A 23,842-nucleotide genomic window follows, 5' to 3' on the forward strand; every position below is an offset into this window, starting at 1 on the left:
CTCGACACCGCCCTGCGCTGGCTCGAGCAGAGCCGCACCCCCGAGACCGCCTGGATCGTCAAGCACGGCCTGCGGACCCTGGTGAAGAACGGTGACCAGCAGGCCCTGGCCGTGCTCGGGGCCACCGGCGGCGAACACGTCCGGGTGCCCCGGCTGAGCGTCACACCGCACGAGGTGACCGTCGGGGACACCGTCCTGGTCGAGCTGGACGTCGAGAACACCGACACCCGCGCCCACAGCGTGACCGTCGACTACGTCGTCCACCACGTCCGCAAGAACGGACGCAGCATCCCCAAGGTCTTCAAGCTGACCACCCTGGAACTCGCCGCCGGCGAACGGCGAAGCCTGCGCAGGACCCACCCGGTCAAGGAGGTGCAGACCCGCAACTACTACCCGGGCGAGCACCGGGTCGACATCCAGGTCAACGGCCTGGTGAAGGCCACCGAGCGATTCGACCTGCGGACATGAGCGCGCCGACGCTCGTCCTCGACGCGGCCGATCCGGTGGTCGCCGACCACCGGATCGGCGAGCACCCCGTCCTCGCCGCCGCCGTCCAGGCGGACGCGCTGCTCCGCGCCCTGGACACCCGGCGGCCGGGCCGGTCCTGGACGCTGGAGCAGGTCGCCTTCCGCGCGCCGCTGCGGGTGGACGGACCGCGCGTCGAACTGGCGGTGGTGACCGGCGAGGACGGGCAGTGCGCCGTGCGCGGCACCGGTACCGGCGCCGACGCGGCGACCGCGTACAGCACCGCCCGCGCCCACGGCGTCCCGCTGCCGCCGCCGCGCCACCTCGACACCGCCGACCTGCGGGCCGGCTGCCCGGACGCCGTCCCGCTCGCCGAACTGGACGCCTGGCGGCGCGCCAGCGGCATCGCGTACGGGCCCGCCTACCGGGTGGTCCGGTCCGCGCAGCGGGGGCCCGGCCGGATCGCGGCGGTGCTGCGCACGGCCGAGGACGACCCGCGCGCGGCGGCCTTCGTGCCGCCGCCGCTGCTCGACGGCGTGTTCCAGCTGCTCGGGCTGCTCGACGGGGGAGCGGCCGGGGCGTGCCTGCCCTGGTACGTCGGCCGGATCGCCGCCCGCCGCCGGATCACCGGGACGGTGCTGGCCCTGGTCGAGCTCGACCCGCCCGGACGGGGCGGTGCGGGCGGTGCGGGCGGTGGGGTGCGCGGGCGGGCCACCGTCTGCAACCAGCAGGGCGAGGTGCTGCTGGAACTGGACCGGATCACCCTCAAGGCGGCCGGGCCCCGGCGCCCCGCACCTGTGGCTCCGGTGGGGACGGTCGAGTCCGTCGAGTCCGCCGTCGGACTGATCGAGGCTCCCGGGTGGCGGCGGACCGAGCCGGCCCCCGCGCCGTGGGCCGCCGACCGGGCGGTGCTGCTGATCGCCCCGCCGGACACCCCGCAACCGGACACCCCACCCGTCGCCCGCCTGGCGCCCGGGGAACTGACGCAGGAACGGCTCGACGCCGTCCTCGCCGAGCACCCCGTGCACGAGGTGGTGTACGTGGCACCCCGGGGGACGGCGGGCGCGGACGGCGCGGCGCAGGCCCTCCAGGGCGTCTTCACCCTGGTGCGCCGGCTCGCCGCCCGGCCCCCGATGCCCGACCTGCTGATCGTCACCACGGGGGCCCACGACGTGACCGGCGGCGAGCCCGTCGACCCGGTCGCGACCGCGCTGTGGGCGCTGGCCCGCACCCTGCGCGCCGAGCACCCGCGCACCGCCGTGCGACTGGTCGACCTGGCACCGAGCGAGGTCGCGCCACCGCCCCGGTACGCCGAGCCGGACCTGGCCCGACGGTCCGGCACCTGGTACGCGCCGGTGGTCGAACCCGACCGTTCCGCCGCCGCCCGCCCCCCGCGCCTGCGCGGCGGACGCTTCCTGATCACCGGCGGCCTGGGCGGCATCGGCCTGCGGGTCGCCGAGTTCCTGGCCGAGGAGGGCTGCGCCCACCTCACCCTGGTCGGCCGCACCGCCCCGGCGGCCGGCGAGGTCCGGCAGCGCCTCGACCGGCTGGCCGCCCGGTGCGACCTGGAGACGGTGGCCGCCGACGTCCGCGACCTGCCCGAGCGGCTGGCCGGCGCCGCGCGCTACGACGGCCTCCTGCACGCCGCCGGAGTGCTCCGCGACGGCCTGGCCCGGAGCCTGACCCCGACCCAGGTGGGGGAGGTGTTCCACCCCAAGCTCGGTGGGGTGCACGCCCTCGCCGAGCTGGCGGCCCGGCACGACCCACCCGGTTTCGTCGCGCTGTTCTCCTCCGTCGCCGCCGTGCGCGCCAACCTCGGCCAGAGCGCCTACGCCGCCGCCAACGGGTACCTGGACGGCTACGCGGCCCGGCAACGCGCCGAGGGCCGGCCCTGGTACAGCCTCGGCTGGGGCCTGTGGAACGTCGGCATGGGCGAGCACATCGCCGCCCGGGCCGCCGCCCACGGCGTCCCCGCCCTCACCCCGGACGACGGCGTCGCGCTGCTGCGCGCGGCCCTCTGCCGTCCTCCCGCGCACTACGTCCTGACTGCCACCGCCCGAGCGAAGGGGGCACCCATGACCACCACCCTGACACCGACGAGCGAGCTGTGGCCGCCGCTCACCGCCGCCGTCCGGAAGATCCTGCTCGTCGACGACGTCGCCCGTGAGGACGACCTGCTGGAGCTGGGGCTCGACTCGATGATGGCGGTCGAGCTGGCCGCGGCGCTGGCCGGCTCCGGGCTCGACGTCGACCCGATGGTCTTCTTCGAGCACAGCGGCGTCGGCGCCCTGCTGGGGCACCTGGAGTCGCTGCCGCGCACGGGGGCGGCCGCCGAGCGCCCGGTTCCCGCGCCCGTGCCCGAGGCCGCGCCCGCTTCCGTCCGGGCGGCCGCCGACGCCTTCGTCCCCGAGTGGGACCGCTACCGCGACCCGGCCCCGCACGCCGAGCCCGCACCCGTGCGGCAGCCCGAGCCGCGCCCCGAGCCCGTCGCCCCCGCACCCGCCGTCCGTACGGAACCCGCCCCGGCCGCCGCTGTCCCCCCGGTCGTCCCGCACGCCCCGGCGCCGCGCACCCGCACGCCCCGGCGCACCCTTCCCGCCCGGCTGTCCGGCGCACCCGGCGGCAGCTTCCTGGAGCGCCGGATCGACGCGCTCTCCACCGAGGACCGGCAGATCGTCGCCAGGGACGAGTACTTCTACGAGCCGGTGATCGAACGCGCCGAGGGCGCCCGGATCAGGTTCGACGGCCGCTGGTTCCTCAACTTCGCCTCCTACAGTTACCTCGGGCTGATCGGCCACGACTACATCGACCAGCAGGTCCTGGACGCGGTGGAGCGCCACGGCACCGGCGCCCACGGCGTGCGCCTGCTGGCCGGCACCCTCCACCTGCACCGCGAACTGGAGCTGGCGGTCGCCGACTTCCTCGGCGCCGAGGACGCCGTGGTCTTCTCCAGCGGGTACATGGCCAACGTCGCCACCGTGGGCGCCCTGGTCGGCGCGGGCGACGTGGTCATCGGCGACGTCTACAACCACGCCAGCATCCTCGACGGCTACCGGCTCTCCGGCGCCGAGGTGATCACCTACGCCCACAACGACCTGGCCGACCTGGAACGCGCGCTGAGGAAGGCGGGCGACCGGGGCCGCCTGGTGGTCACCGACGCCGTGTTCAGCATGGACGGCGACATCGCCGACCTGCCCGGCATCGTCGAGCTGTGCGAGCGCTACGACGCCCCGCTGATGGTCGACGAGGCACACAGCCTCGGCGTCCTCGGCGACACCGGACGCGGCATCACCGAGCACTTCGGCCTCGACCCGGCCCGGATCGACGTCAAGATGGGCACCCTGTCCAAGACCGTGCCCAGCGCGGGCGGTTACGTCGCCGGCTCGCGCGACCTGGTCTTCGCGCTCAAGAACAACGCCCGCGGCTGGATGTTCTCCGCCGCCGCGACCCCGGCCCAGGTCGCCGCCGCCAAGGCCGCGATCGAGGTGATGGCCGCGGCCCCCGAACGCACCCGCGAACTGCGCGCCCGCACCACCCGCTACCGCGAGCAGCTGCGCGCCCTCGGCTTCGACACCCTGCAGAGCGAGACCCCGGTGGTGCCGGTGATCTGCCGCAGCGCCGAACAGGCGGGCGCGATGGCCCGGTCGTGCCAGCGCGACGGGCTGTTCGTACAGCCGATCGTCTACCCGGCCGTGCCGCGGACGCTGCCCCGGCTGCGCACGATCGTCAACCTCGCCCACTCGGAGGCCGACCTGGACGAGGCGGTCGCCGTGCTGGCGCGCGCCGGCCGGGCCTGCGGCCTCATCCCCTGACCGATCCGCGCGCACATCCGCCTGTACATCCGTCCGTACATCCGTCCTCACACCCGCCCGTACATCCGCGCACCGCATCCCGGAGGGGAGCACCGCATGACCGCCGCACCCGACACCGAGGCGTTCTTCTCGGCCGTCCTGAAGGCCATCGCCGTCACCCGCAACCACGCCACCGACCCGCAGGAGCACACCCGGGGCGTGGTCGAGCCGGCCGCGCGCATCCGCGCCGCCGAGCAGCGGATCGGCGCCGGCCCGATCAGCCCCGCCGAGGCCGCCGAGGTGCTGGACCTGCTGGAGACCACCTTCCGCACCAAGCGCACCCCCGACGAGGAGCGCGAGCACTACCTGGCGTACATCGAGAGGGTCTCCGGCGTGCGCCGGGCCCCGCTGGGTGCGTCCGCCGCGTGAGCCTTCCCGAACTCGCCTGGTACAGCCACGAGCTGTGCTTCTGGCACGACCCCGGGCCCGGCGCCGGCTACCTGCCGGTGGGGCCCGGGATCGAGCCGCTGCGACAGTTCGCCGTCGACCCGGACCTGCGCCGGGCGGAGGGCCTGGTGCGGGCGGCCGGCGTCCTGGAGCGGTTCACCGCGGTGACCCCGACGCCCGCCACCGACGAGGACCTGCTGCTGGTGCACACCCCGGAGCACCTCGAACGCGTCGAGGCCGCCTCGGCGGCCGGCGCGGGCGACGCCGGGGTGTACGCACCCGTCAACTACCACAGCGCGCGGGCCGCCCGGCTCGCCGCCGGGGCCTGCGCCCAGGCCGTCACAGCCGTCCTGGACGGCCGGTTCGGCCGGGCCTACTGCCTGGTCCGCCCGCCCGGCCACCACGCGGAGCCGGACCGGGCGATGGCACTGTGCCTCTACAACAACCTGGCGGTCGCGGCGCGCACCGCGCGGCGGCACGGCGCGCGCCGGGTGCTGGTCCTCGACTGGGACGTCCACCACGGCAACGGCCTCCAACGGGTCTTCTACGAGGACCCGGACGTGCTGTACGTCTCGGTCCACCAGGACGGGCTGTTCCCGGCGGCGTCCGGCCTGGTCCTGGAGACCGGTGCGGGCGCGGGCGCCGGCACCACGCTCAACGTGCCGCTGCCCGCGGGCTCCGGGCACGAGGCCTACCTCGCCGTGGTGGAGCAGCTGGTGGCGCCCGCCGCCCGGGCCTTCCGCCCCGACCTGATCCTGGTCGCGGCCGGGGTCGACGCGGGCGGGCACGACCCGATGGGCCGGATGCTGTGCACCAGCCGCACCTTCCACGCCATGACCTCGGCCCTGTGCGGACTGGCCGACGAACTGGCGGACGGACGGATCGTGCTGGCCCACGAGGGCGGCTACTCGGCCTGGTACCAGCCGACCCTGGTGCTGGCGACGGCCTGCGCGGTCGCCGGGCTGCCGGCCCCCGACGACCCGTTCCTGCACTCCCTGGAACACCTTCCGGGCCAGCGCCTGCAACCCCACCAGCGGCGGGTGGTCGACCACCTGCGCGCCCACCACCCGCTGTTCGCGGGCCGTCCGGGCCCGGCCGGCCCGCGGGCGGAGGGGGCCGGCGATGGGTGACTGGTGGACGCGCCTGGGAGCGCCGGCCAAGGGCTCCGGGCCGCGCCCGCGCCGCCGGGTGGTGGCGCTGCCGCACGCCGGCGGCTGGCCGTCCGCCTTCCGCGGCTGGCGGGAGGTGCTGCCCGCGGACGTCGAACTCCTGGTGGCCCAGCTGCCCGGCCGCGGCGTGCGCCTCGGCGAGGCGCCGCCGACCAGGGTCGAGCCGCTGGTCGAGGCACTGGGCCGGGAGCTGGCCGAACTCACCGGGGCGGATCCGCTGCCGTACACGGTGGTCGGACACAGCTTCGGCAGCATCCTCGGGTACGAGCTCACCCGGACGATGGAGCACAAGGGCCTGCCGCCCGAGCTGCTCGCCGTCTCGGCCCGCCAGCCGCCGTGCTTCACCGGCGGGCCGCCGTCCGCGCGGGACCGCACCGACGCCCAACTCCTCGCCCATCTCCAGGAGATCGGCGGCATCGCGCCGGGGCTGCTGGCCCGCACCGACCTGCTCGGGCCGGCGCTGCGCGCCATCCGGGCCGACCTGGAGGCGATGGAGGCCCATGAGCGGCCGCTGACCGGCACGGCCGTGCCGATCCTCGCCCTCGGCGCCACGGACGACCCGGTCGTCCTCCCCGAACGCCTGCACCTGTGGTCGCTGGAGACCACCGCGGGCTTCCGCCGACTGATGTTCACCGGCGGCCACTTCTACCTGTACGACCACGCCAACGCGCTGGCCGTCACCCGGCACCTGGTCGGTCCGACCCCGCCGGGCCCCGCACGACCGCCCCACCGGGCGGAGACCCCGTACACCCCCGGACTCCCGGAAAGGAACCCCGTTGAGCACCACCGCCGACTCCCCCCAGCAGGCCGGTCCACGCCAGTGGCTGGGGCTGGCCGTACTGGCGCTGCCCACCCTCCTGCTCTCCATCGACGTGAGCGTGCTGCACCTGGCCGTCCCGCACATCAGTGAGGCGCTGGCCCCGTCGGCCTCCCAGATGCTGTGGATCATCGACATCTACGGCTTCCTGATCGCCGGGTTCCTGGTCACCATGGGCACCCTCGGTGACCGCATCGGCCGGCGCCGGCTGCTGCTGATCGGCGCCGCCGCCTTCGGGGTGGCCTCGGTGGTCGCCGCCTGGACCAGCGACCCGGCCGCGCTGATCGCGGCCCGGGCGGCGCTCGGGGTGGCCGGGGCGACGCTGATGCCCTCCACGCTGGCGCTGATCACCACGATGTTCCCCGACCCCCGCCAGCGCGGGATGGCCATCGCGGTGTGGGTGACGATGTTCTCGGTCGGCATCGCGCTCGGCCCGGTGGTCGGCGGCGCCATGCTGGAGTACTTCTGGTGGGGCTCGGTCTTCCTGCTGGCCATCCCGATCATGGCGCTGCTGCTGATCGCCGGCCCGGTGCTGCTGCCGGAGTACCGCGACGAGAACGCCGGCCGCCTCGACCTGGCCAGCGTGCTGCTGTCGCTCGGCGCGATCCTGCCGGTGATCTACGGCCTCAAGGAGATCGCCAAGGGCGGCGCGGGCGTGCTGCCGGTGCTGGCGCTGGTGGTGGGCCTGGCCGTGGCGGGCGCCTTCGTCCGGCGCCAGCGCACGCTGGCCGGCCCGCTGCTGGACTTCCGGCTGTTCGCCGGCCCCACCTTCCGCACCGCGCTGGCCACTCTGCTGGTCAGCATGCTGGTGGCGGGCGGCACCTACCTGTTCGTCACCCAGTACCTCCAGCTGGTCGGCGAGCTGTCGCCCATGACGGCGGGCCTCTACCTGCTGCCGGCGGCCTTCGCACTGATCGTCACCTCGGTGGTCTCCCCGATCGCGGCGGCCACGGTGCGGCCCGCGTACGTCGTCGCGGCCGGCCTGGCGGTGTCGGCGCTGGGCCACGTCATGCTGGCGACGGCCGACAGCACCTCCGGCATCGCCCAGGTGGTCACCGGCTTCGCCTTCGTCTACGCGGGCGGCGGCCCGCTGGTGGCCCTCGGCACGGACATCGTGGTCGGCTCGGCCCCGCCGGAGCAGGCCGGCGCGGCCTCGGCCCTCTCCGAGACCAGCACCGAGCTGGGCATGGCGCTCGGCGTGGCGCTGCTCGGCAGCCTCGGTGCGGCCGTGTACCGGGCCGGGGTGGCGGTGCCCGGCGGGGTGTCGGAGGACGCGGGCGGCACGCTCGCCGGGGCGGTGGAAGCGGCCAAGGGCCTGCCCGCCGACACGGCGGGCGCGTTCCTGGACTCCGCCCGGGCCGCGTTCACCGACGGCATGAACGTCATCGGCGGGATCGGGGCCGTGCTGGCGCTGGCCAGCGCGGTGCTGGTGGTCCTGGTGATCAAGGCCCCGCCGGCGGGGGCCGGGGCGGAGGAGGAGGCCGGCGCGGAGCCGGTGGTGGCCGCGGTGGAGTAGCGGCCGCGGCGGCGCGGCGCGGCGCGACGGCGCCGAGGCAGCACCCGACGGCCGGTCCGGGGACGGGACCGGCCGTCGGCGCATGTCCGGAGGCCGTCCGGCGGGGCCGACGGGGCCGACGGGGCCAGAGGGTACGCAGGGGCCGCAGGGGCCGCCACCGACCGTGTTGACATACCGACGGTACGCAATTAGGTTCAATTGACATACCGTTGGTACGTGAATGGGGATGCCGTCCATGCTGGCCAGCTTCCGTCCGGTGATCTGTACGTCCCGCCTCGGCGAGACCCGCGCGTTCTACGCCGGGCAGTTCGGCTTCGAGGTGGTGCGCGGGACGCCGTGGTGCCTCGTCCTCGGCCGCGCCGCACCCGGGCGGCCCGTCGAACTCACCCTGGTGGACCCGTCCCACCCGGAGACGCCCGAGGAGTGGCGGCGGCCGGTGCGCGCGGTGCGGATCGTCCTGGAGGCCGGGGCCGAGGGCGGGTGCGCGGCCGGGCGGACGGTGGTGGACCCCAACGGCGTCCGCGTCGACGTCGTACCAGGGGGTGTCGCGAGCGGAGGCGCCGTACCGAGCGACGCCTGAGCGGGCGATGCCTGGCCCGGTGATGCCCGATCGAAAGACTGCAAGGGACCCAAGGGGAGAGGTGCCATGGCCGGAAGAATCGATCCCGACGCGGCGGCCGCGGTGATGCGCGCGGCCGGCCTGGAGCCGCTGGAGCCCTACCCGGGCGCCAACGTGGCCTGGAACTGCCGCTGCACCCACGGCGCCCACCGCGTCGCGCCCACCTTCACCCTGGTGCGCACCGGCCGGGGCACCGGCTGCCGCGAGTGCGGGCGCACCGCCGCCGGCCGACGGCGCCGCGCGGCCGGGCAGGAGCGCGCCGAGGCGGACATGCGGGCGGCCGGCTACGAGCCGCTCGACCCCTACCCGGGCGCCCGGGTGCGCTGGCGCTGCCGGCACCTGCCCTGCGGCCGGACCGTCCACCCCCGGCTGTTCAAGATCCGTGCGGGCGGCGGGGGCTGCCTCGGCTGCGCGGGCCGCGCCCCGGTGGACCCGGCCGCCGCCGTGGCGGAGATGCGGGCGATCGGCCTGGAGCCGCTGGAGCCCTTCCCCGGCCGGGTGCGCGACCAGTGGCGCTGCCGCTGCACCCGGTGCGGCCACATCGGCACCCCGATGCTCAACAACATCCGCCGCGGCCAAGGCGGTTGCTACCCCTGTGCGCACCGCCACCGGCAGCCGTCCCGGCTCACCGCGCGCGCAGCGCCTCCAGTAGCCGGGTGAGCGCCCGGACGGTGTCCGCCAGGTCGTCGGGGCCGCCCGAGGCCGCCAGCCACAGGGCCGCCTCGTTCATCGCACCCGACAGCAGATGGGTGAGCGGCGCGGCCGGCTGGGCGGGGATCGTCCCCTCGGCGATCAGCACGGCGAGCACATCGGCCAGGTGCCGGCCGGAGGTGGCCTCGTTCATGGCCCGCCATTCGCTCCAGCCCAGGACGGCCGGCCCGTCGACCAGCAGGATGCGCTGGACCGACGGGTCGGTGGAGGTGCTGAGGAAGGCCTCGCACCCGGCCACCAGCTGCTCCCACGGCTCCTCCCGGGCGTCCGCGGTCACGGCGATCCGCTCGGCCACCTCCTGCTGCACCTCCTCCAGCACGGTGCGGAACAGCGCGGTCTTGCTGTCGAAGTGGTGGTACAGCGCGCCCTTGGTCACCCCGGCGGCCGCCACGATCTCCGCCAGCCCGACGGCGCCGTACCCCACCGTCGAGAACAGCCGCCTGCTCTCGCGCAGCAGCGACTGCCTGGTCTGCTCCCGCTGCCGGGCCCGCACTCCCTGCGCCATCGTGGCCCCCTGTCCTTGACGTACTGAAGGTATGCCAACACGGTACCGGCCCGACACCCCTCCCACCGGCCGCGGTCACCCGACATCTCCCGCACCGCTCCTGTCGGGTGACCGCGGCCGGTGACGCCCCAGGCTGGGGGCATGGACGACACGACCCTGACCTCCCGCTTCCTCCGCGACGGCTTCGTGAAGCTGGAGGGCGCCGTCGCGCCCCGGGTGGCCGCCGACTGCGAGCGGCTGCTGTGGCGGGAGACGGGCTGCGACCCGGACGACCCGGCGACCTGGACGCAGCCCGTCCACTGGGTGGGCGGCCTGGCCCAGGGCCCGTTCGCCGCCGCCCCCAACTCCCCGGCGCTGCACCACGCGTACGACCTCCTGGCCGGCGCGGGCCGCTGGGAACCGCGCTACTCGCTGGGCACCTTCCCGCTGCGCTTCCCGCACCCGGAGGAACCGGACGACGCGGGCTGGCACATCGAGGGGAGCTACCTGCCGGACGGCGAGACCTGGTACTTCACCAACCTGCGCTCCCGGGGCCGGGCACTGCTGATGCTGTTCCTGTTCAGCGAGGTCGGCGAGCAGGACGCCCCGACCCGGATCAGGGTCGGCTCGCACCTCGACGCGCCGAAGGTGCTGGCGGAGTACGGGGAGGACGGCGCCAGCGGGCTGGTGCTCGCCCCCGACCTGGTGGCGGCCTCCGACCACCGGCCGGTCGCCCTCGCCACCGGCTCCCCGGGCGACGTCTACCTGTGCCACCCGTTCCTGGTGCACGCGGCACAGCCGCACCACGGGCTGCGCCCGCGCTTCATGGCCCAGCCGCCGTTGATGCCGGCCGCCCCGTACGAGCTGGAGCGGTCCGACGGCGCCCACTCACCGGTGGAGCTCGCGATCCGCCGGGGCCTGGGGCTGTCCTGCACGCCCCAGCAGTTCTGACGCCCGTGTGCCTGGTGACGTCAGGTTGCGGGGACGTCCGCTCGGGGGAGCCTCGCGGCGGCCCGCTCACAGCCACGGGTCGACGTGCCACCAGGCACCGGACGGCGAAACGGTGTGCCGCAGGGCCGGATGGTCGAGGAGCCTGCCGTCCAGTCGCCCGACGATGCGGGCCAGCTCGCGCGCGGACTTCGGTGGCAGCGCGTGCACGACCACCTCCAGGAGGTCCCGCCAATCGGCGGGTTCCCTCGGGCAGCAGGAGTCCACGCCGCAGCCGGTGCGGAAGGCGGGTGACCGCCCGTGCGGGGTACGCGCCAGCGCACCCCAGGCGTCCAGCGCCCTGCGGAGGTCACCGGGTTCGAAGCGGGTCCGCTCCAGGCGGAGGATCGCGGCCTGGGCCGGTCCGGAGAGGCGGTCGATCCTCGAGTAGCGCCCGCGCTCGGGCGGGAAACCCCGACGGTCCGCGCGCAGGTCGACGGGCCGCCTACGAGGCATGGCCCTTTCGTGTGATGATCATGGCGACATCCTGCCAGATGACCCGCAGTCACCGCAGAGTATTTCCTTCCCGGCCGACAGCGGCCGACCACGGCCGACACCGGCCCGCGACTCCCCTCCCGGCCGGTCACGCCTCGACGGGGACCCCGAACCGGATCGAGTAGCGCTGCTCCAGCTCGGCGACCCGCCCGGGCAGGGCGTCGCGGACCCGGGCCAGCTCGGCCCCGTGTTCCCGGACGAAGGTGTCCCGCAGGGCCGCGCGCAGCGGTTCGCGGGCCGCCTCGACCGGCCGCATGCAGAGGGCGTAGGCCGCGCCGAGGCGGCGGTCCTCGGTGCGGGCGGCCTGCTCGGTCGGGGCGCTCTGGAGGGTGCGGTCCACCTGGTCGAAGAAGTGCTGTTCGCTGTCGGCCCGGACGCCCTGCGCGGACAGGCAGTCCGGCAGGCCCCGGCGGGCGGCGAGCACGGCGTCGTCCCGTTCCAGTACGGCGAGGCCGGTGAGCCAGGCGGACTGCAGGGGCCCGTAGTCGGACCGCAGTCGGTCGGCGGCCGCCGTGCCCTCCCGGTCGCAGCGCTGCTGGGCGGCCGGGTCGGCGGACGTCGCGGACGTCGCGGACGTCGCTGCCGGGGCGGGGGCGGTCGGGGAGGGGGCGGTCGGGACGGTGCTCGGGCTGAACCCGTGGCGGGCGATGTGGGCCAGGTCCGGGATCTCGAACTGACGGATGAACATCGGGGGCGGGGCGTCGGGCACCTGGACGCGGGCGGTGGCCAGGCAGTCGCGCATCGCCCGGTCCCGGAGCAGGGCGGTGAAGCCGTCGAGCCCCTGGGTGAGCCGGGTGTCCGGGCCGTTGGCCGGCAGCAGCATCGGGGTGAGGTCCACCGGCAACCGGTAGGCCACGGCGGCCTGTTCGGCGGCGGGCGGCGCGGACGCGGCGGTGGGTCCCGGGTCGGCGGCCGAGCATCCGGCGGTCAGGGCCAGTGCGGCGCAGAGCAGCCCGGCCGCCGGGCGCGGGGCGGTGGAGCGGCGTGGACGCCGGTGGACGCGGGGCATGGGCGGGGGACTCCGGCGGGGCAGGGGACGAGGAGGGGACGGGTGGCGGCTGCGCGGCGCCGTGGCCCCCGCCCACTGCCGGGCGGGGGCCACGCACAGGCGTCAGTGCACGACGACGAGCTGGTCGCCCGGGTTGCGGCTGATCACGGTGAACTGGGTGCCGGGGCTCAGGTCGGTGATCAGGGTGTTGGCGGGGTTGTTGATGTCGTGAGTGCCGTTGTCCAGCTGGACGTAGCCGCGCGAGGCACCGATCCAGCCGCTGCTGGACGACTTCCGGTAGTAGCCGGCGTAGCCGGAGTAGGCGCCCCACGGGTTGTACGACCAGGAGACGTTGACGTCGTGGCACGGGGAGTTGGACTTGGTGAGGACCGTGACGTTGTTCAACGTGGTGCCCTGGCTGGTGATGCTGTTGGGCACGCAGCCGGCGGCCGAGGCGGCGGGCGCCAGCGCGACCACCGAGGTGGCGGCGGTGCCGGCCACGGCGAGGGCGGCAAGGAACTTCTTCATGAAATGACTCCCAGGGGAATGACACGGGCGGCGGAAAACCCGGCAGGTGCCGCCCAAAGCGCCGCAAGGTTATCCCGGGAAACCGCCCCGACCTGCACGATCGTCTGCTTTACGGCGTCTTTGCATGATCTTGTGATCGTATTGAAATAGTTTTGGAGTGCATTGGGCGCACCGCGCTCGCCGAGGACCGGTCGTGGGCGGCGAGGAGCGCGGCGGTCACGACGTCGCCGCAGTCGGCGAGACGGTGGCGCAGGGCCTTCGCCCGCCGGGGGTGCCCCGTCGATTCGTGGTCGACCAACAGCACGAGCATCGCGTCCGGGTCACCCCGGTCGACCGCCCGCCGCAGGAGCGCGCGGCGCTCCTCGGCCTCGGATTCTCGGATTCGTCGGAGACCGTGCGGAAGCCGACGGCGGCCAGCGGTTCGCCCGCCAACGCGGCCGCCCGGAACACGTCCTTGGCCTCCTGGTCTCGCCGAGCTCCTTGAGCGCCATCCCGAGGAACGGGACACCCTCCTCCGCACGGCTCCCATGACCCCGCTCTGTGGCCGATCGGCCGGTGCCGGGTGCGGAGGGGGGCTGCTACTCGCCGATGCCCCGGGTGAGCAACACGACGGTGACGAAGGCGCGGTAGAGGCGGACGGGGTCCTCGTCGGTGATGCGCACGGTGAGATCGTCGTCGCGGACCACTCCGGTGACCCAGGTCGCCATGTCGGCGAGGTCGGCGTTGCGGAAGCGGACGGAGAGGGTGGCAGGCAGGGCGATCACCGGAGGCGCGGCGTCCCCGAGCCTGCGTACGGCGGTGTGGGCGCCGTCCCGGATCAGTTCCCTCGCCTGTTCCGGGTGCAGGCTGTCGGCGGCGAACCGGGAGACCGAGGTCTTGACCACGACCGCCTCGACGCCTGGGCAGAACGGTTCGATCTGCCTGGCGGTGACGTCGTCGCCGGTGATCAGCACGACCGGTACCCGGTGCCCGAGCGCGACCAACGCGTTGATGCCCGCCTCCCCGGCCGCGATGCCGTTCAGCCGTACCTCGGCGATCGCCTGCGGGTTGTACGTGTGTGACAGCGTGGACGCGGTGCCGGACATCGAGCCGTGGTAGGAGACGAAAAAGACGGCGTCGAACGACGGGTCGAGTCCCTGCATCATGTAGAGGGGTTTGTGCCGGCCCGACAGGTAGCGGGCGCGGCGCGCGAGGCGGTCCGGTCGGAGGTTGGACATCGCGGAGTGCGAGTCGTTGACCAGGAACTCGGTGGCTCCCGCGTCGCCGGCGCCCTCGATCGCCGCATTCACCTCCCGTTCGAGCAACTCCCGGTAGTAGCCGTACTGGGAGCTGGCCGGCCGGCACTGTTCCCAGTCGACGATCCCCGCAGTGCCCTCCATGTCGGACGAGATGAAGATCTTCATCGGTGTTCTCCTCGAGGCCGTGGCCACCTGGACACGTCAGGACCGCATCATCGCGTTCGGAACGCGGATCCGGTAGGTGGCCAAGCCGTGGAGTGACGGGACACCCGGGAGTCGGCCGTCGCCGTGTCCGGGTGTCCCGCCGCGAGCACGCACCGGAGCGCACCGATGCCCACACAGCGGCTCGGCACCGAGAGCACCTGTGTGGGAGCCGAAGCCGGACGGGACCTCCGAGGCGCTGCGGATCGCGCGGACCGCGCTGACGGCCTCCCCCCGGCGGAAGTGTCGGGTCAACGTCGGGTGAACGTCGTGGTCGGGCGGTACGGGCCGCGGTGAGGATGGACCCCGCGCCGGCGACGGCGGTTCCCACCGACCGGGGGCAACGAATGAGGCACCGGTAAACGGCTGTGCTCGGCCTGGCGGCCGCGCTCGTCACGGTGATCGGCACGTCGGGAACGGCGAACGTCTACTACAGCCAGGACAACCTGGTCGTCGGCAGCGCCCAGTTCTTCAACTTCGCCGTGCGCTCCTGGCTGGACAACGGCAACAACAGCCCCTACCTCTTCCTCGAGGAGGGCTGCAACAGCAACAACCCGTACCAGAGCTGGTACCTGACGCGGTAGCGCGCGGGCCGGGACCGGAAAGCAACCACCGACAACACCAGGAGACACCGATGATCACGAAGCGCACCGCCGTCCGCCTCGGCGCCGTCGCCACCGTCGCCGCGGTCGGCTTGGGCCTCAGCACCGGGATCGCGTCGGCCGACACCACCTACCCGGCGAACGTTCCCGGTTGCGCCGGGGGCATGGTGGTCTCGTTCTACAGCGGGCACGACCACGTGCGGGGCTACGCGATCTCCACCGGGGGCAACGCCTGCAGCGTGGTCCTCACGCAGTCCAACGGCGGGAGTTCGAGCAACTGGACCAACATCCCCCACGACACGGCCTGGACCGACACCCTGCTGGACGCCGGGATCACCTCGTACGTCGTGGTGTGCAACGGCGACACCGGCCGGTGTGCCACCAGCGCCTCGTACTGACAGGCGCCGCCGGTCCCGTCCAGGCCCCCGCTCGGGGGCCCGGACGGGACCGGTGCCGTTTCCGGCCGACCGCCCGGCCCCGTGGGCCGGGCGGTCGGCCGCGTCTCACCTCGTGATGTCGCCGTCCGGCAGGTCCTGGACGGTGACCTTCCCGCGCGGCTGGCCCAGCAGGCGGGCCACCGCGTCGCCGATCCCCTGCGCGTCGCCGGTCGGTCCGGGCGGGGCCGTGTCGGTGTACCGCTCGATGGACTTCCGGAAGTACGAGGGGTTCCAGGCCCCGACAGCCCCGCTGACGTCGACGGACTGCACCGGCCGGTGGCCGACGGCCCGCCTGATGGCGGGGAGGATCTCGTCCGAGCTGTACTTCCCCGGGACCTGGAACAGGCTCGCATGGCCGCCGACCTTGCCGCCGTCCCGCAGCAGGACGGTGACGACCAGGCAGCTGGTCACCGACGGGTAGGTGATCGTCCCCCACGGACCCACCTCGCCGACCTCGCCCTCCGTGATCCGGACCCCGGCCGGCTCGGCGGCGGGCCGGACCACCGTGCCCGACCCGAGCGGGGCGGCCGACGCCCGGTCACCCCCGCCGGTCGTGCAGACCGCCAGCACCAGCGCCGCTCCGAGGGCCAGCCCCGCCCTTGCCACGCCCCGCCCGGACATCACCAACGTCATGACCCCACATCACATCCCAGAGGAACCGGCCTGCGCACACCTGCGCGGACCCGCGCACGCGCGCGGCCACACATGCTCCCGAGTACGAACGATCACGTCAACTCGATGCCCGGAGGTTCAGCTCGCCGTTCAACGTCCGGCTTCGAACAGGCGAGTCCGGTGACCACTCGCCCGGTGCTCCTGGGGGCAGGGGCACGGCTACCGGGGTGTGATCGAGACACGCGCGCTGTTCTGCCAGCGGCAGAACACCGGCCGGACCGGGCTCGACGATCACTACAGTCCAGCCTCATGAGGACGATGACGACGCGCACGGTCGAGTACCCGGCGGACGGTTTGACGATGATCGGCCACCTCGCCCTCCCGGCGGGTGCCGACCGCCGCCCCGCGGTGCTGCTCGGACCGGAGGGCATGGGGCTGAGCGACGTCGAGCGCCGCCGGGCCGACGCCCTCGCCGAGCTCGGATACATAGCGCTGGCCTTCGACCTTCACGGCGGGCGCTACCTGGGCGCCCCCGAGGAGATGCTGGCCCGGTGCATACCGCTGCTCGCCGATCCGGACCGCATGCGGGGCATCGGCCGTGCTGCGCTCGACGTGCTGCGCAGCGAACCGCGGACCGACCCCGACCGGATCGCCGCCGTCGGCTACGGAACCGGAGGCGCCGTCGGGCTGGAACTCGGGCGCGACGGCGCCGACCTGCGCGCGATCGGGACGGTGAACGCACTGACCACGGGCCGGCCGGGCGAGGCGGCGCGCATTCGCTGCCCGGTGTGGGCCGGGGTCGGGTCGGAAGACCCGATCATGCCGCCCGAGCAACGGAACGCGTTCACCGCTGAGATGCAGGCCGCAGGCGTCGACTGGCGCCTCACGGTCTACGGCGGCGCCTTGCACGCCTTCCACCACCCCCCGGTCGACCACCCCACGGTCCCCGGCGTCGGCTACCACCCACAGCACGCACAGCGAGCCTGGCGCGACGTCGTCAACCTGCTCGCCGAGTGCCTACCCGTGCCGGAGGCTCCGGGGGCATGACCCAGCCAGACCGCCCGGCACCAGGCCGACACACCGCAGCTGCACAAACCTTCCCTTGAGGGAGCTGAGCCCGCTCGAACAGGCGGCCTCTGTGATCACTCGCCCGGGGGGCACTGCCGTGCTCGCGGATCGGCTCGACCTCCAGCGCGTGGTCGCCGATCGTGAACTGGGCACGGCTGGCCGTCTCCACCAACTTGCGCAGCTCGGCGACGATCTCCGCGCACCGCTCGAAGCTGACGCTGCCGACCTTGTCGACCTTCTCGATCTCCTCGGGCGGCTGACGCCACCAACCCGGGCTCCGGGCAAGGCCGTTGGCCGCGACGGGGACACTGGCTTGCAGATGAACGGATTTGACCGCAACTGACCGGATGTGCCGTTCGTGATGCGGTCACCGTGACCGTTCGCCGAACGGTCCGTTCCGCAACTGCCAGGCCCTCGTCATGCACCGCCACGGGCAGTGGGCCGCGTTCGGCCGCCGATCCACCCCGGTCACCCGCTGAGCACCGCACACCGGGCACTCGACCCGGCGGGCGCCGCTGGTCTCGGCCGCCACCCCCGCTTGCGGAGACGGCACTCCACTCGCCACCGCCTGGTACGACACGCCGTGGAACAGAACACCGCATCGGGCCGGGGTGCCGTGTCCCGTTCCGGTGTTCCAGGCCGGTGGTGTTCCCGCAGCTCAGAGCCCGTCCCGGCGTTCCAGCGTCCCCAATCTGCCGGTGGGCCTGGCGGTCGGGACGGAGCGGACCGCATGCTCCGGTCGTCGAGGTGACGAGCCGCTCGACCGCTCCACCGCTCGACCGTGCGATCGCAAGCCGAAGGAGCCTGACCGGATGTCCGTCCGCACCACCCGCACCCGTCTGATCACCGCCGCCGCGAGCGTCGTCCTCGCCATCGTCTGCCTGACCGCCTGCGGCAGCGGTGACGGCAGCGGTGGCAGCGGCGGCAGCCGGGGGAGCGGTGACGGCAGGGCGGCGGCCACCACGGCGGCCACCACCTGCGCGACCCGGGAGGGCCCGGCTGCGGCCACCGCCACGAACCACCAGCGGCCCCGCTGCCACCACCTGTCCTGGCACCAGTGCTGCCGCTGACGCGGGCGAGGTCAGTCGGTGGCCCGGGCGGCGGCCGGCAGCGGTTCGACCCCGACGACCCGGCGGATCCGGGTGGGCTCGATGAACACGGTGACCCGCCGCTCGCCGGGGATGCGCCAGCCGTACTCCTCGACGCCGAGGTACTTGTGGGCGAGGCGGTCCATCTGCTGGTCGGCCTGCTCGCCGGTCACGAACTCGACGGCCCGGCCGTGGATCTGGACGCGGTCGTAAGGGTCGGCCGGGTCGGAGCCGGAGAGGCAGACCCGGGGGTCGTGGCGCAGGTTGCGCTCCTTGATCCGGCCGATGGAGGTGTTGAAGTACACCCGCTCGCCCTCCAGGCCGACCCACATCGGCGTGACGTGCGGGGCGCCGTCCGCCCCGGTCGTCGCCACGAACCAGATCCACGGCTGCGCCAGCCGCGCCCGGAGTTCCTTCGTTCAGATGCCCACCGGTCGTCCTCTCGCGTCGTTCCGCAGCGGTCCCCGACCGGGCCACCCTGCTGATGCCGCCTCAGCGTAGCGAGCTGCCCGTAGCGGAGCAGGAAGTCGACCGGGCCGACTTCCTGCTCCAGTACCGGGCGGTACTGGGCGATCCGGTTGCACGGCCCTGGAAAGAATCCGCCGGCGCCAGCTGGGAACCTGCCCCTCGACCTCGGCCCCGCCCCGACCACGAGGAGCCGGCGGATTCGGGACGGGCGGTGCGGTGAGTACTTCGCCGAGAGCGCACGGATTGCGCCGTTCGGGTGAGCGCGGGGTTCGGCAGGGCGGCCCGGTGGGCAGAGCCTGCGACATGACGACACCCGGGACCAGCCGCCGCCGCCACCGCCGTTCCACCGCGCCCGCGTCCGCCGCGCCCGTGTCCACCGCGCCCGCGTCCGCCGTCCAGGCCCGGCCCGTGCGGCAGCCGGTTCCGGCCGCACCGGGCGGCCGGTGCTGCCGCACGTGGTCCAGCGAACACCTCACCCGGAGCGGCCGGGCCGTCCGCACCACCTGGCACGAGCCCGCCTGCCGGTCCTGGCACACCACCCCGTGACGGGCGGTGCCCGCGCCGGTGCGTCGCAGCCGGTGACCGCGCGGCGCCGGACCTGATCGGCGGCAGGACGGGGGCGCCGCCGCTGCTGCCCGGCCCCGCCGTTGCTGCCCTGCCCTGACCTGCCGCTGCCCGGCCCCGCCGCGCCGAACATCGGGGGCGACCTACCATGAGAGGCGAGGTCTGCTGTGGCCCGTACCTTCCCTCGCTGAAACGGTAGGGAGGCCGGCATGGAGTTCGGGACCGGATCCAGAGGTGGGGGCGGGGGCGGAGCGCGCTATCTGCCGATCGCCGAGCACGGGTTGATCGGTGACCTCCGTACGGCCGCGCTGGTGGGGACGGACGGCACCATCGACTGGTACTGCTGCCCGCGGTTCGACGCGCCCAGTGTGTTCGGGTCCATCCTGGACGCCGAGCGGGGCGGGTCGTTCGAGCTGGCCGCCGATGTGCCGGCCCGGACGCGGCAGTTCTACTTCCCCGACACCAATGTGCTGATCACGCGGTTCTACGCGGCCGACGGCGTGGCGGAGATCCAGGACTTCATGCCGGTGGTCGACGAGTCCCGTGAGGCCTCCCGGCACCGGCTGATCCGGCGGGTGGTGTGCGTGCGCGGGACGCTGCCGTTCGCGGCGCGGATCGCACCCCGCTTCGGTTACGGAGCGGAGCCGCACACGGTGCGGGTGCGGGCCGGCGAGGCGGTTTTCGAGGCCCCGTCGATGGCCCTGGCGCTGACCTCGACCGTGCCGCTGGAGGGTGACGGCCGGGACGTCCGCTCGCACTTCAAGCTCCTGGAGGGCGAGTCCGTGGTGTTCGCGCTGGACCGGATCGGCGAGGACGTGCGCCCGCGGGCGTGCCCGCACGCCGAGGCGGAGGCGCAGTTCGAGGCGACCGTCCGGTTCTGGTGCGACTGGCTGAGCCGCTCGCGCTACCGCGGCCGGTGGCGGGAGATGGTGCACCGCTCCGCGCTGGTGTTGAAGCTGCTCACCTATGCGCCGACCGGCGCGATCGTGGCCGCGCCGACGACCAGCCTGCCCGAGCGGGTCGGCGGCGAACGCAACTGGGACTACCGGTACGTGTGGGTGCGCGACGCGGCCTTCTGCGTCTACGCCATGCTCCGCCTGGGCTTCACCTCGGAGGCCGAGGCGTTCATGGGCTTCCTGTCGGAGCAGGGGATCATGCGGGGCGCCGGCCCGTCCGGCCCGCTGCAGATCATGTACGGCATCGACGGGCGCAAGGACCTGCCCGAGTCCGAACTGGACCACCTCGAAGGGCACCTGGGCTCAGCACCGGTACGGGTCGGGAACGGCGCCACCCACCAGCTCCAACTGGACATCTACGGGGCGCTGATCGACTCCGTCTACCTGTACGACAAGTGGGGGCAGCCGATCAGCAGCGACCACTGGGACGAGGTCGGCGCCGTCGTGGACTGGCTCTGCGACCACTGGGACCAGCCCGACGAGGGCATCTGGGAGACCAGGGGCGGCCGGCGGGACTTCGTCTACTCACGGCTGATGTGCTGGGTGGCGATCGAGCGGGCGATCCGGATGGCCAACCGGCGCGGCCTGCCCGCGGACCTCGGCCGCTGGCTGCGCAACCGGGACGCGATCTACCGGCAGATCATGCGGGAGGGCTGGTCCGCCGAACGTGGGGCGTTCGTCCAGTCCCTGGGCGCCGACGTCCTGGACGCCTCGGTGCTGATGATGCCGATGGCCAAGTTCGTCTCGCCCACCGACCCCAAGTGGCTGGCGACCCTGGACGCGCTCACCCGGGACCTGGTCTCCGACTCCCTGGTCTACCGCTACGACCCGGCGGCCAGCCCGGACGGCCTGCACGGCACCGAGGGCACCTTCTCGATCTGCTCCTTCTGGTACGTCGAGGCGCTCACCCGGGCCGGCCGCCTGGAGGAGGCCCGGCTGGCCTTCGAGAAGATGCTCACCTACGGCAACCACCTCGGCCTCTACGCCGAGGAGATCGGCCGCACCGGCGAACAACTCGGCAATTTCCCCCAGGCGTTCACCCATCTCTCACTGATCAGCGCGGCCTTCAACCTCGACCGCGCCCTCGGCTGAGGGCGGCGATCGAGGCGGGTGGCCGCCCCTGCACCGGGTCAGGCGCGGCTCCGGAGGTCGGCGACCATGGTCAGGGAGTCCTCGCCCTCGCGAGGGTCGTGGACCAGGAAGCCTTCGCGCTCGTAGAGCCGCAGGGCGGGGTTGGCGCGTTCGACGCTCAGTGAGACGCGTTCGACGCCGGACTCCCGGGCGATCCGCAGCAGGCGCCTGAGCAGCACGGTGCCGACGCCGCGGCCGCGTTCCGCTGCGCGGACGCCGATGCTGAGCTCCGGGACGTCGGGGCCGACGAAGCCGTAGCCGGGTTCGTCCTCGGTGAAGTAGCGCAGCCACGCGGCGCCGACCGGGGTCGGGTCGGCACCGTAGGCCTCCCGGGACGCGACGGCCACCAGGCCCAGGTCGCCGTGGCGGGGCCAGCCGTCCACGTAGCGGGAGTTGCCCGGCTCGGACTGCACCGCCTCGGGCGCACGGCCACGGCCGGGTTCCCGGTTGGCGGCGGCGACCGACAGGCATTGGACACAATCGATGATCTTCGCGCCAATGAGTTCCCACACGATCGGCCCGGTCCGGCGAAGTGAACGGGGAAAGTGGATGGGAAGTGGAGGGGGAGGCGGCCGGGAGTGCCGGGAGTCGGGCCGGCACGGTCGGCTGGACTGCCGGTCATCGGTGCGGCGAGATCGCTGATGCATGAACCTTCAAGTGCTGCAGAGTGTTCCCGGGGCGATCCGATCGGCCGGGTCGGGTGCGGGATGCGGCTGGTACGCTCCCGGCATGAGCACTCGGGGCGAGGGGTCGGGGCAGTCGGCGGACGAGCACGCGGATCTGTGGCTGAGTACCGGGGAGCTGGCGTCCTGGCTGTCGGTGGTCCGGCTGATGACCAGGCTCCCGTGGGCGATCGACGCCCAGTTGCAGCGTGACGCCGACCTGAGCATGGTCGAGTACATGACGCTCGCGATGCTGTCCGAGGCTCCCGACCGGACCCTGCGGATGAGCACGCTCGCCGAGAACACCAGCACCTCGCTGTCGCGACTCTCCCACCTGGTCAAGCGGCTGGAGGGCCGCGGTTACGTCCGGCGCGAGCCCGACCCCGCCGACGGGCGGTTCACCAACGCGATCCTGTTGCCCGAGGGGATGCGGAAGCTGGAGGCGGCGGCTCCCGCGCACGTGGCCCAGGTCCGGCGCCTCGTGGTGGACAACCTCTCGGGGGAGCGGCTGCGCCGGCTGGGCCAGGATGCCGAGCGCATCCTCCAGCGCATCGACTCGCCGGCGAGGTGAGCTGACAGGTCAAGTGACCTGCGCCGATCCGGGCCGGAATATTCGCCCTGTTCCGCTCCTTGTGCTCAGTGATGACTTGAAGCGTAAAGTGAAGTCAGCAGCAGCCGCGGGTCGGCCGTCGGGTCGGCTCCGGATCGGTACCGAGACCGGGAGAGATCGAGATGTCCCACGACAACGAGAGCGTCGTCCGCGCCGCCTATCAGGTCGCCGAGGACCAGGACGTCGCCGGCTGGATCGCGGCGTTCACCGAGGACGGCACTTTCACCGACATGTCCATCCCGCACACCTACCGGGGGCCCGGTGAGCTCGGCCGGACGGTCGAGGTCTACGCCAAGGCCTTCCCCGACATGCACCGCGAGCTGGAGCGCTTCTACCTCGACGGCGACATCGTGATCGTCCAGCTGCGGCTGCAGGGCACCCACGCCGGTCCGCTGGAGCTGCCGGGCGGCACCGTCCCGCCGACCGGGCGGCGGATGGACGCACCCTGCTGCGACGTGTTCGAGCTGGTGGACGGCAAGATCAAGCGCTTCGACTGCTACCCCTCCGGCACGGTCGTCGCCGCCCAGCTCGGCCTCGCCTGAGCGGTCGGGGGCGAGGACGTCCGGCCATGCCCATGGACTTGAGCCTTCACGTCCATGGGCATGGCCTTCGACGTGAAGGTTCAAGCAGAAGGAGAGATCGTCATGACCAGCGAGCACCTGTCCGGGCGCGACGCCGTCAGTGCGCTGATGCGTCGCAACCTGCTCGACGTCTTCGACGAGCCGGATCCGGACCGCCGTGCCGCGGCGATCGCCGCGGTCTACTCCGAGGACGTGGTCTGGCACGAGGCCGGCCGGCAGGTCCTCCGAGGGCGGGCGGCCCTCGCCCGGCGTGCCGCCGAGCTGCGCGCGCAGGCTCCGGACTGGGTCTTCCGCCCGGACGGCCCGGTTTCCGTGAACGACGACCTGGGGCACCTCGGGTTCCGCTTCGGCCCGCCCGGGCGGCCCGCCGTCGTGACCGGGATGGACATCGCCCGCTGCCGGGGCGCCGTGATCGTCGAGCTGTACACCTTCGTCACGGAAGGGCCGGGTGGGGCGGCCGGGGCGCAGTGAGCCGACGGATGGGGGCGGGAGGGGGCGGTGGTGCAGTTCAGGCCACTGAGTGACATGTTCACGACAGTAGCGTGATCTCTCCGTCACTGTACGTGCCAGTACCGCCATGCTGTTCCTACGGAGACGAACGGGCTGC

The 23,842-nt window shown here is 73.8% G+C and carries 26 protein-coding genes and 1 pseudogene (1 of these 27 cut by a window edge); 19 read left to right on the forward strand and 8 right to left on the reverse strand.

The annotated features are described in order from the left end of the window. From ACZ58X_RS11910 to ACZ58X_RS11945, 8 genes are all read left to right on the forward strand, one after another. On the forward strand, nt 1–468 hold the final stretch of the coding sequence (locus ACZ58X_RS11910; protein ID WP_470333531.1) for a DNA alkylation repair protein. Its footprint begins 654 nt before the window's first position; only the last 468 of its 1,122 coding nucleotides appear in the window; the start codon falls outside the window, past its left edge; its stop codon occupies nt 466–468. Continuing rightward, the gene (locus tag ACZ58X_RS11915; protein ID WP_470333532.1) at nt 465–4,277 is read left to right on the forward strand and encodes a bifunctional SDR family oxidoreductase/pyridoxal phosphate-dependent aminotransferase family protein; all 3,813 of its coding nucleotides are present in this window, start codon (nt 465–467) and stop codon (nt 4,275–4,277) included. The genes ACZ58X_RS11910 and ACZ58X_RS11915 overlap by 4 nt, the downstream gene beginning before the upstream one ends. A gap of 96 nt (nt 4,278–4,373) precedes the next feature. Then, complete coding sequence (locus ACZ58X_RS11920; protein WP_470333533.1) at nt 4,374–4,685, forward strand: hypothetical protein; 312 nt, start codon at nt 4,374–4,376, stop codon at nt 4,683–4,685. Continuing rightward, nucleotides 4,682–5,833, forward strand: a complete 1,152-nt coding sequence (locus ACZ58X_RS11925; protein ID WP_470333534.1) for a class II histone deacetylase — start codon at nt 4,682–4,684, stop codon at nt 5,831–5,833. The genes ACZ58X_RS11920 and ACZ58X_RS11925 overlap by 4 nt, the downstream gene beginning before the upstream one ends. After that, nucleotides 5,826–6,782 (forward strand): thioesterase II family protein, encoded by a 957-nt coding sequence (locus ACZ58X_RS11930; protein ID WP_470333535.1) that lies wholly within the window; start codon nt 5,826–5,828, stop codon nt 6,780–6,782. The genes ACZ58X_RS11925 and ACZ58X_RS11930 overlap by 8 nt, the downstream gene beginning before the upstream one ends. Continuing rightward, a complete protein-coding gene (locus tag ACZ58X_RS11935; RefSeq protein ID WP_470333645.1) occupies nt 6,697–8,205 on the forward strand; it encodes an MFS transporter in 1,509 nt (502 codons plus the stop codon). Before ACZ58X_RS11930 ends, ACZ58X_RS11935 begins: the two co-directional genes overlap by 86 nt. A 220-nt stretch (nt 8,206–8,425) precedes the next feature. Next, nucleotides 8,426–8,785, forward strand: a complete 360-nt coding sequence (locus ACZ58X_RS11940) for a VOC family protein (RefSeq protein WP_470333536.1) — start codon at nt 8,426–8,428, stop codon at nt 8,783–8,785. A gap of 66 nt (nt 8,786–8,851) precedes the next feature. Then, nucleotides 8,852–9,484: a hypothetical protein gene (locus tag ACZ58X_RS11945; protein ID WP_470333537.1), complete on the forward strand. Its 633-nt coding sequence runs from the start codon at nt 8,852–8,854 to the stop codon at nt 9,482–9,484. Here the strand turns inward: ACZ58X_RS11945 and ACZ58X_RS11950 are convergent. Next, nucleotides 9,450–10,040 carry a TetR/AcrR family transcriptional regulator gene (locus tag ACZ58X_RS11950; protein ID WP_470333538.1) on the reverse strand — a complete coding sequence of 197 codons (591 nt, stop codon included), beginning with the start codon at nt 10,038–10,040 and terminating at the stop codon, nt 9,450–9,452. The genes ACZ58X_RS11945 and ACZ58X_RS11950 overlap by 35 nt on opposite strands. A gap of 141 nt (nt 10,041–10,181) precedes the next feature. Between ACZ58X_RS11950 and ACZ58X_RS11955 the strand changes: the two genes are divergently transcribed. Beyond that, nucleotides 10,182–10,970 (forward strand): phytanoyl-CoA dioxygenase family protein, encoded by a 789-nt coding sequence (locus ACZ58X_RS11955; RefSeq protein WP_470333539.1) that lies wholly within the window; start codon nt 10,182–10,184, stop codon nt 10,968–10,970. A gap of 66 nt (nt 10,971–11,036) precedes the next feature. On the opposite strand, the gene ACZ58X_RS11960 is transcribed toward ACZ58X_RS11955, so the two are convergent. The 4 genes from ACZ58X_RS11960 to ACZ58X_RS11975 all read right to left on the reverse strand — a co-directional run bounded on the left by ACZ58X_RS11960 (nt 11,037) and on the right by ACZ58X_RS11975 (nt 14,420). Then, the gene (locus ACZ58X_RS11960) at nt 11,037–11,462 is read right to left on the reverse strand and encodes a hypothetical protein (protein ID WP_470333540.1); all 426 of its coding nucleotides are present in this window, start codon (nt 11,460–11,462) and stop codon (nt 11,037–11,039) included. Nucleotides 11,463–11,589: 127 nt separating this feature from the next. After that, on the reverse strand, nt 11,590–12,510 hold the full coding sequence (locus ACZ58X_RS11965; RefSeq protein ID WP_470333541.1) for a hypothetical protein: 921 nt from the start codon (nt 12,508–12,510) through the stop codon (nt 11,590–11,592). Nucleotides 12,511–12,612: 102 nt separating this feature from the next. Next, nucleotides 12,613–13,017 carry a hypothetical protein gene (locus tag ACZ58X_RS11970; protein WP_470333542.1) on the reverse strand — a complete coding sequence of 135 codons (405 nt, stop codon included), beginning with the start codon at nt 13,015–13,017 and terminating at the stop codon, nt 12,613–12,615. A gap of 578 nt (nt 13,018–13,595) precedes the next feature. Continuing rightward, nucleotides 13,596–14,420 (reverse strand): M55 family metallopeptidase, encoded by an 825-nt coding sequence (locus ACZ58X_RS11975; protein WP_470333543.1) that lies wholly within the window; start codon nt 14,418–14,420, stop codon nt 13,596–13,598. A gap of 404 nt (nt 14,421–14,824) precedes the next feature. Between ACZ58X_RS11975 and ACZ58X_RS11980 the strand changes: the two genes are divergently transcribed. Both ACZ58X_RS11980 and ACZ58X_RS11985 read left to right on the forward strand, forming a co-directional pair. After that, entirely contained in the window at nt 14,825–15,040 is a 216-nt protein-coding gene (locus ACZ58X_RS11980; RefSeq protein WP_470333544.1) for a hypothetical protein, read from the forward strand. Nucleotides 15,041–15,090: 50 nt separating this feature from the next. Next, the gene (locus tag ACZ58X_RS11985; RefSeq protein WP_380405623.1) at nt 15,091–15,456 is read left to right on the forward strand and encodes a hypothetical protein; all 366 of its coding nucleotides are present in this window, start codon (nt 15,091–15,093) and stop codon (nt 15,454–15,456) included. Between the two features lie 105 nt (nt 15,457–15,561). Here the strand turns inward: ACZ58X_RS11985 and ACZ58X_RS11990 are convergent, their stop codons facing one another. After that, nucleotides 15,562–16,128, reverse strand: coding sequence for a hypothetical protein (locus ACZ58X_RS11990; RefSeq protein WP_470333545.1), 567 nt, complete (start codon nt 16,126–16,128; stop codon nt 15,562–15,564). A 288-nt stretch (nt 16,129–16,416) separates the two neighbouring features. Here ACZ58X_RS11990 and ACZ58X_RS11995 point away from each other — a divergent pair, with 288 nt between their 5' ends. The 3 genes from ACZ58X_RS11995 to ACZ58X_RS12005 all read left to right on the forward strand — a co-directional run bounded on the left by ACZ58X_RS11995 (nt 16,417) and on the right by ACZ58X_RS12005 (nt 18,245). Then, a complete protein-coding gene (locus tag ACZ58X_RS11995; RefSeq protein ID WP_470333546.1) occupies nt 16,417–17,154 on the forward strand; it encodes a dienelactone hydrolase family protein in 738 nt (245 codons plus the stop codon). A gap of 55 nt (nt 17,155–17,209) precedes the next feature. Then, nucleotides 17,210–17,518 carry a hypothetical protein gene (locus ACZ58X_RS12000; RefSeq protein ID WP_470333547.1) on the forward strand — a complete coding sequence of 103 codons (309 nt, stop codon included), beginning with the start codon at nt 17,210–17,212 and terminating at the stop codon, nt 17,516–17,518. 469 nt (nt 17,519–17,987) lie between these two features. Then, on the forward strand, nt 17,988–18,245 hold the full coding sequence (locus ACZ58X_RS12005) for a hypothetical protein (protein WP_470333548.1): 258 nt from the start codon (nt 17,988–17,990) through the stop codon (nt 18,243–18,245). A gap of 11 nt (nt 18,246–18,256) precedes the next feature. Here ACZ58X_RS12005 and ACZ58X_RS12010 read toward each other — a convergent pair. Then, nucleotides 18,257–18,670, reverse strand: a pseudogene (locus ACZ58X_RS12010) (PPOX class F420-dependent oxidoreductase); the annotation flags it as partial. Between the two features lie 364 nt (nt 18,671–19,034). Between ACZ58X_RS12010 and ACZ58X_RS12015 the strand changes: the two are divergent. Both ACZ58X_RS12015 and ACZ58X_RS12020 read left to right on the forward strand, forming a co-directional pair. Beyond that, entirely contained in the window at nt 19,035–19,277 is a 243-nt protein-coding gene (locus tag ACZ58X_RS12015; RefSeq protein ID WP_470333549.1) for a hypothetical protein, read from the forward strand. A gap of 227 nt (nt 19,278–19,504) precedes the next feature. Beyond that, the gene (locus ACZ58X_RS12020; RefSeq protein WP_470333550.1) at nt 19,505–21,343 is read left to right on the forward strand and encodes a glycoside hydrolase family 15 protein; all 1,839 of its coding nucleotides are present in this window, start codon (nt 19,505–19,507) and stop codon (nt 21,341–21,343) included. Between the two features lie 38 nt (nt 21,344–21,381). Here the strand turns inward: ACZ58X_RS12020 and ACZ58X_RS12025 are convergent, their stop codons facing one another. After that, entirely contained in the window at nt 21,382–21,894 is a 513-nt protein-coding gene (locus ACZ58X_RS12025) for a GNAT family N-acetyltransferase (RefSeq protein ID WP_470333551.1), read from the reverse strand. A gap of 217 nt (nt 21,895–22,111) precedes the next feature. Here ACZ58X_RS12025 and ACZ58X_RS12030 point away from each other — a divergent pair, with 217 nt between their 5' ends. The 3 genes from ACZ58X_RS12030 (at nt 22,112) to ACZ58X_RS12040 (ending at nt 23,706) form a co-directional block, all read left to right on the forward strand. Continuing rightward, the gene (locus ACZ58X_RS12030) at nt 22,112–22,615 is read left to right on the forward strand and encodes a MarR family winged helix-turn-helix transcriptional regulator (protein WP_470333552.1); all 504 of its coding nucleotides are present in this window, start codon (nt 22,112–22,114) and stop codon (nt 22,613–22,615) included. A 161-nt stretch (nt 22,616–22,776) separates the two neighbouring features. Next, complete coding sequence (locus tag ACZ58X_RS12035; protein WP_470333553.1) at nt 22,777–23,196, forward strand: nuclear transport factor 2 family protein; 420 nt, start codon at nt 22,777–22,779, stop codon at nt 23,194–23,196. 102 nt (nt 23,197–23,298) lie between these two features. Beyond that, on the forward strand, nt 23,299–23,706 hold the full coding sequence (locus ACZ58X_RS12040) for a nuclear transport factor 2 family protein (protein WP_470333554.1): 408 nt from the start codon (nt 23,299–23,301) through the stop codon (nt 23,704–23,706). The last annotated feature ends 136 nt before the right edge of the window (nt 23,707–23,842 follow it).

The organism is Kitasatospora sp. NPDC040550 (assembly GCF_055594965.1).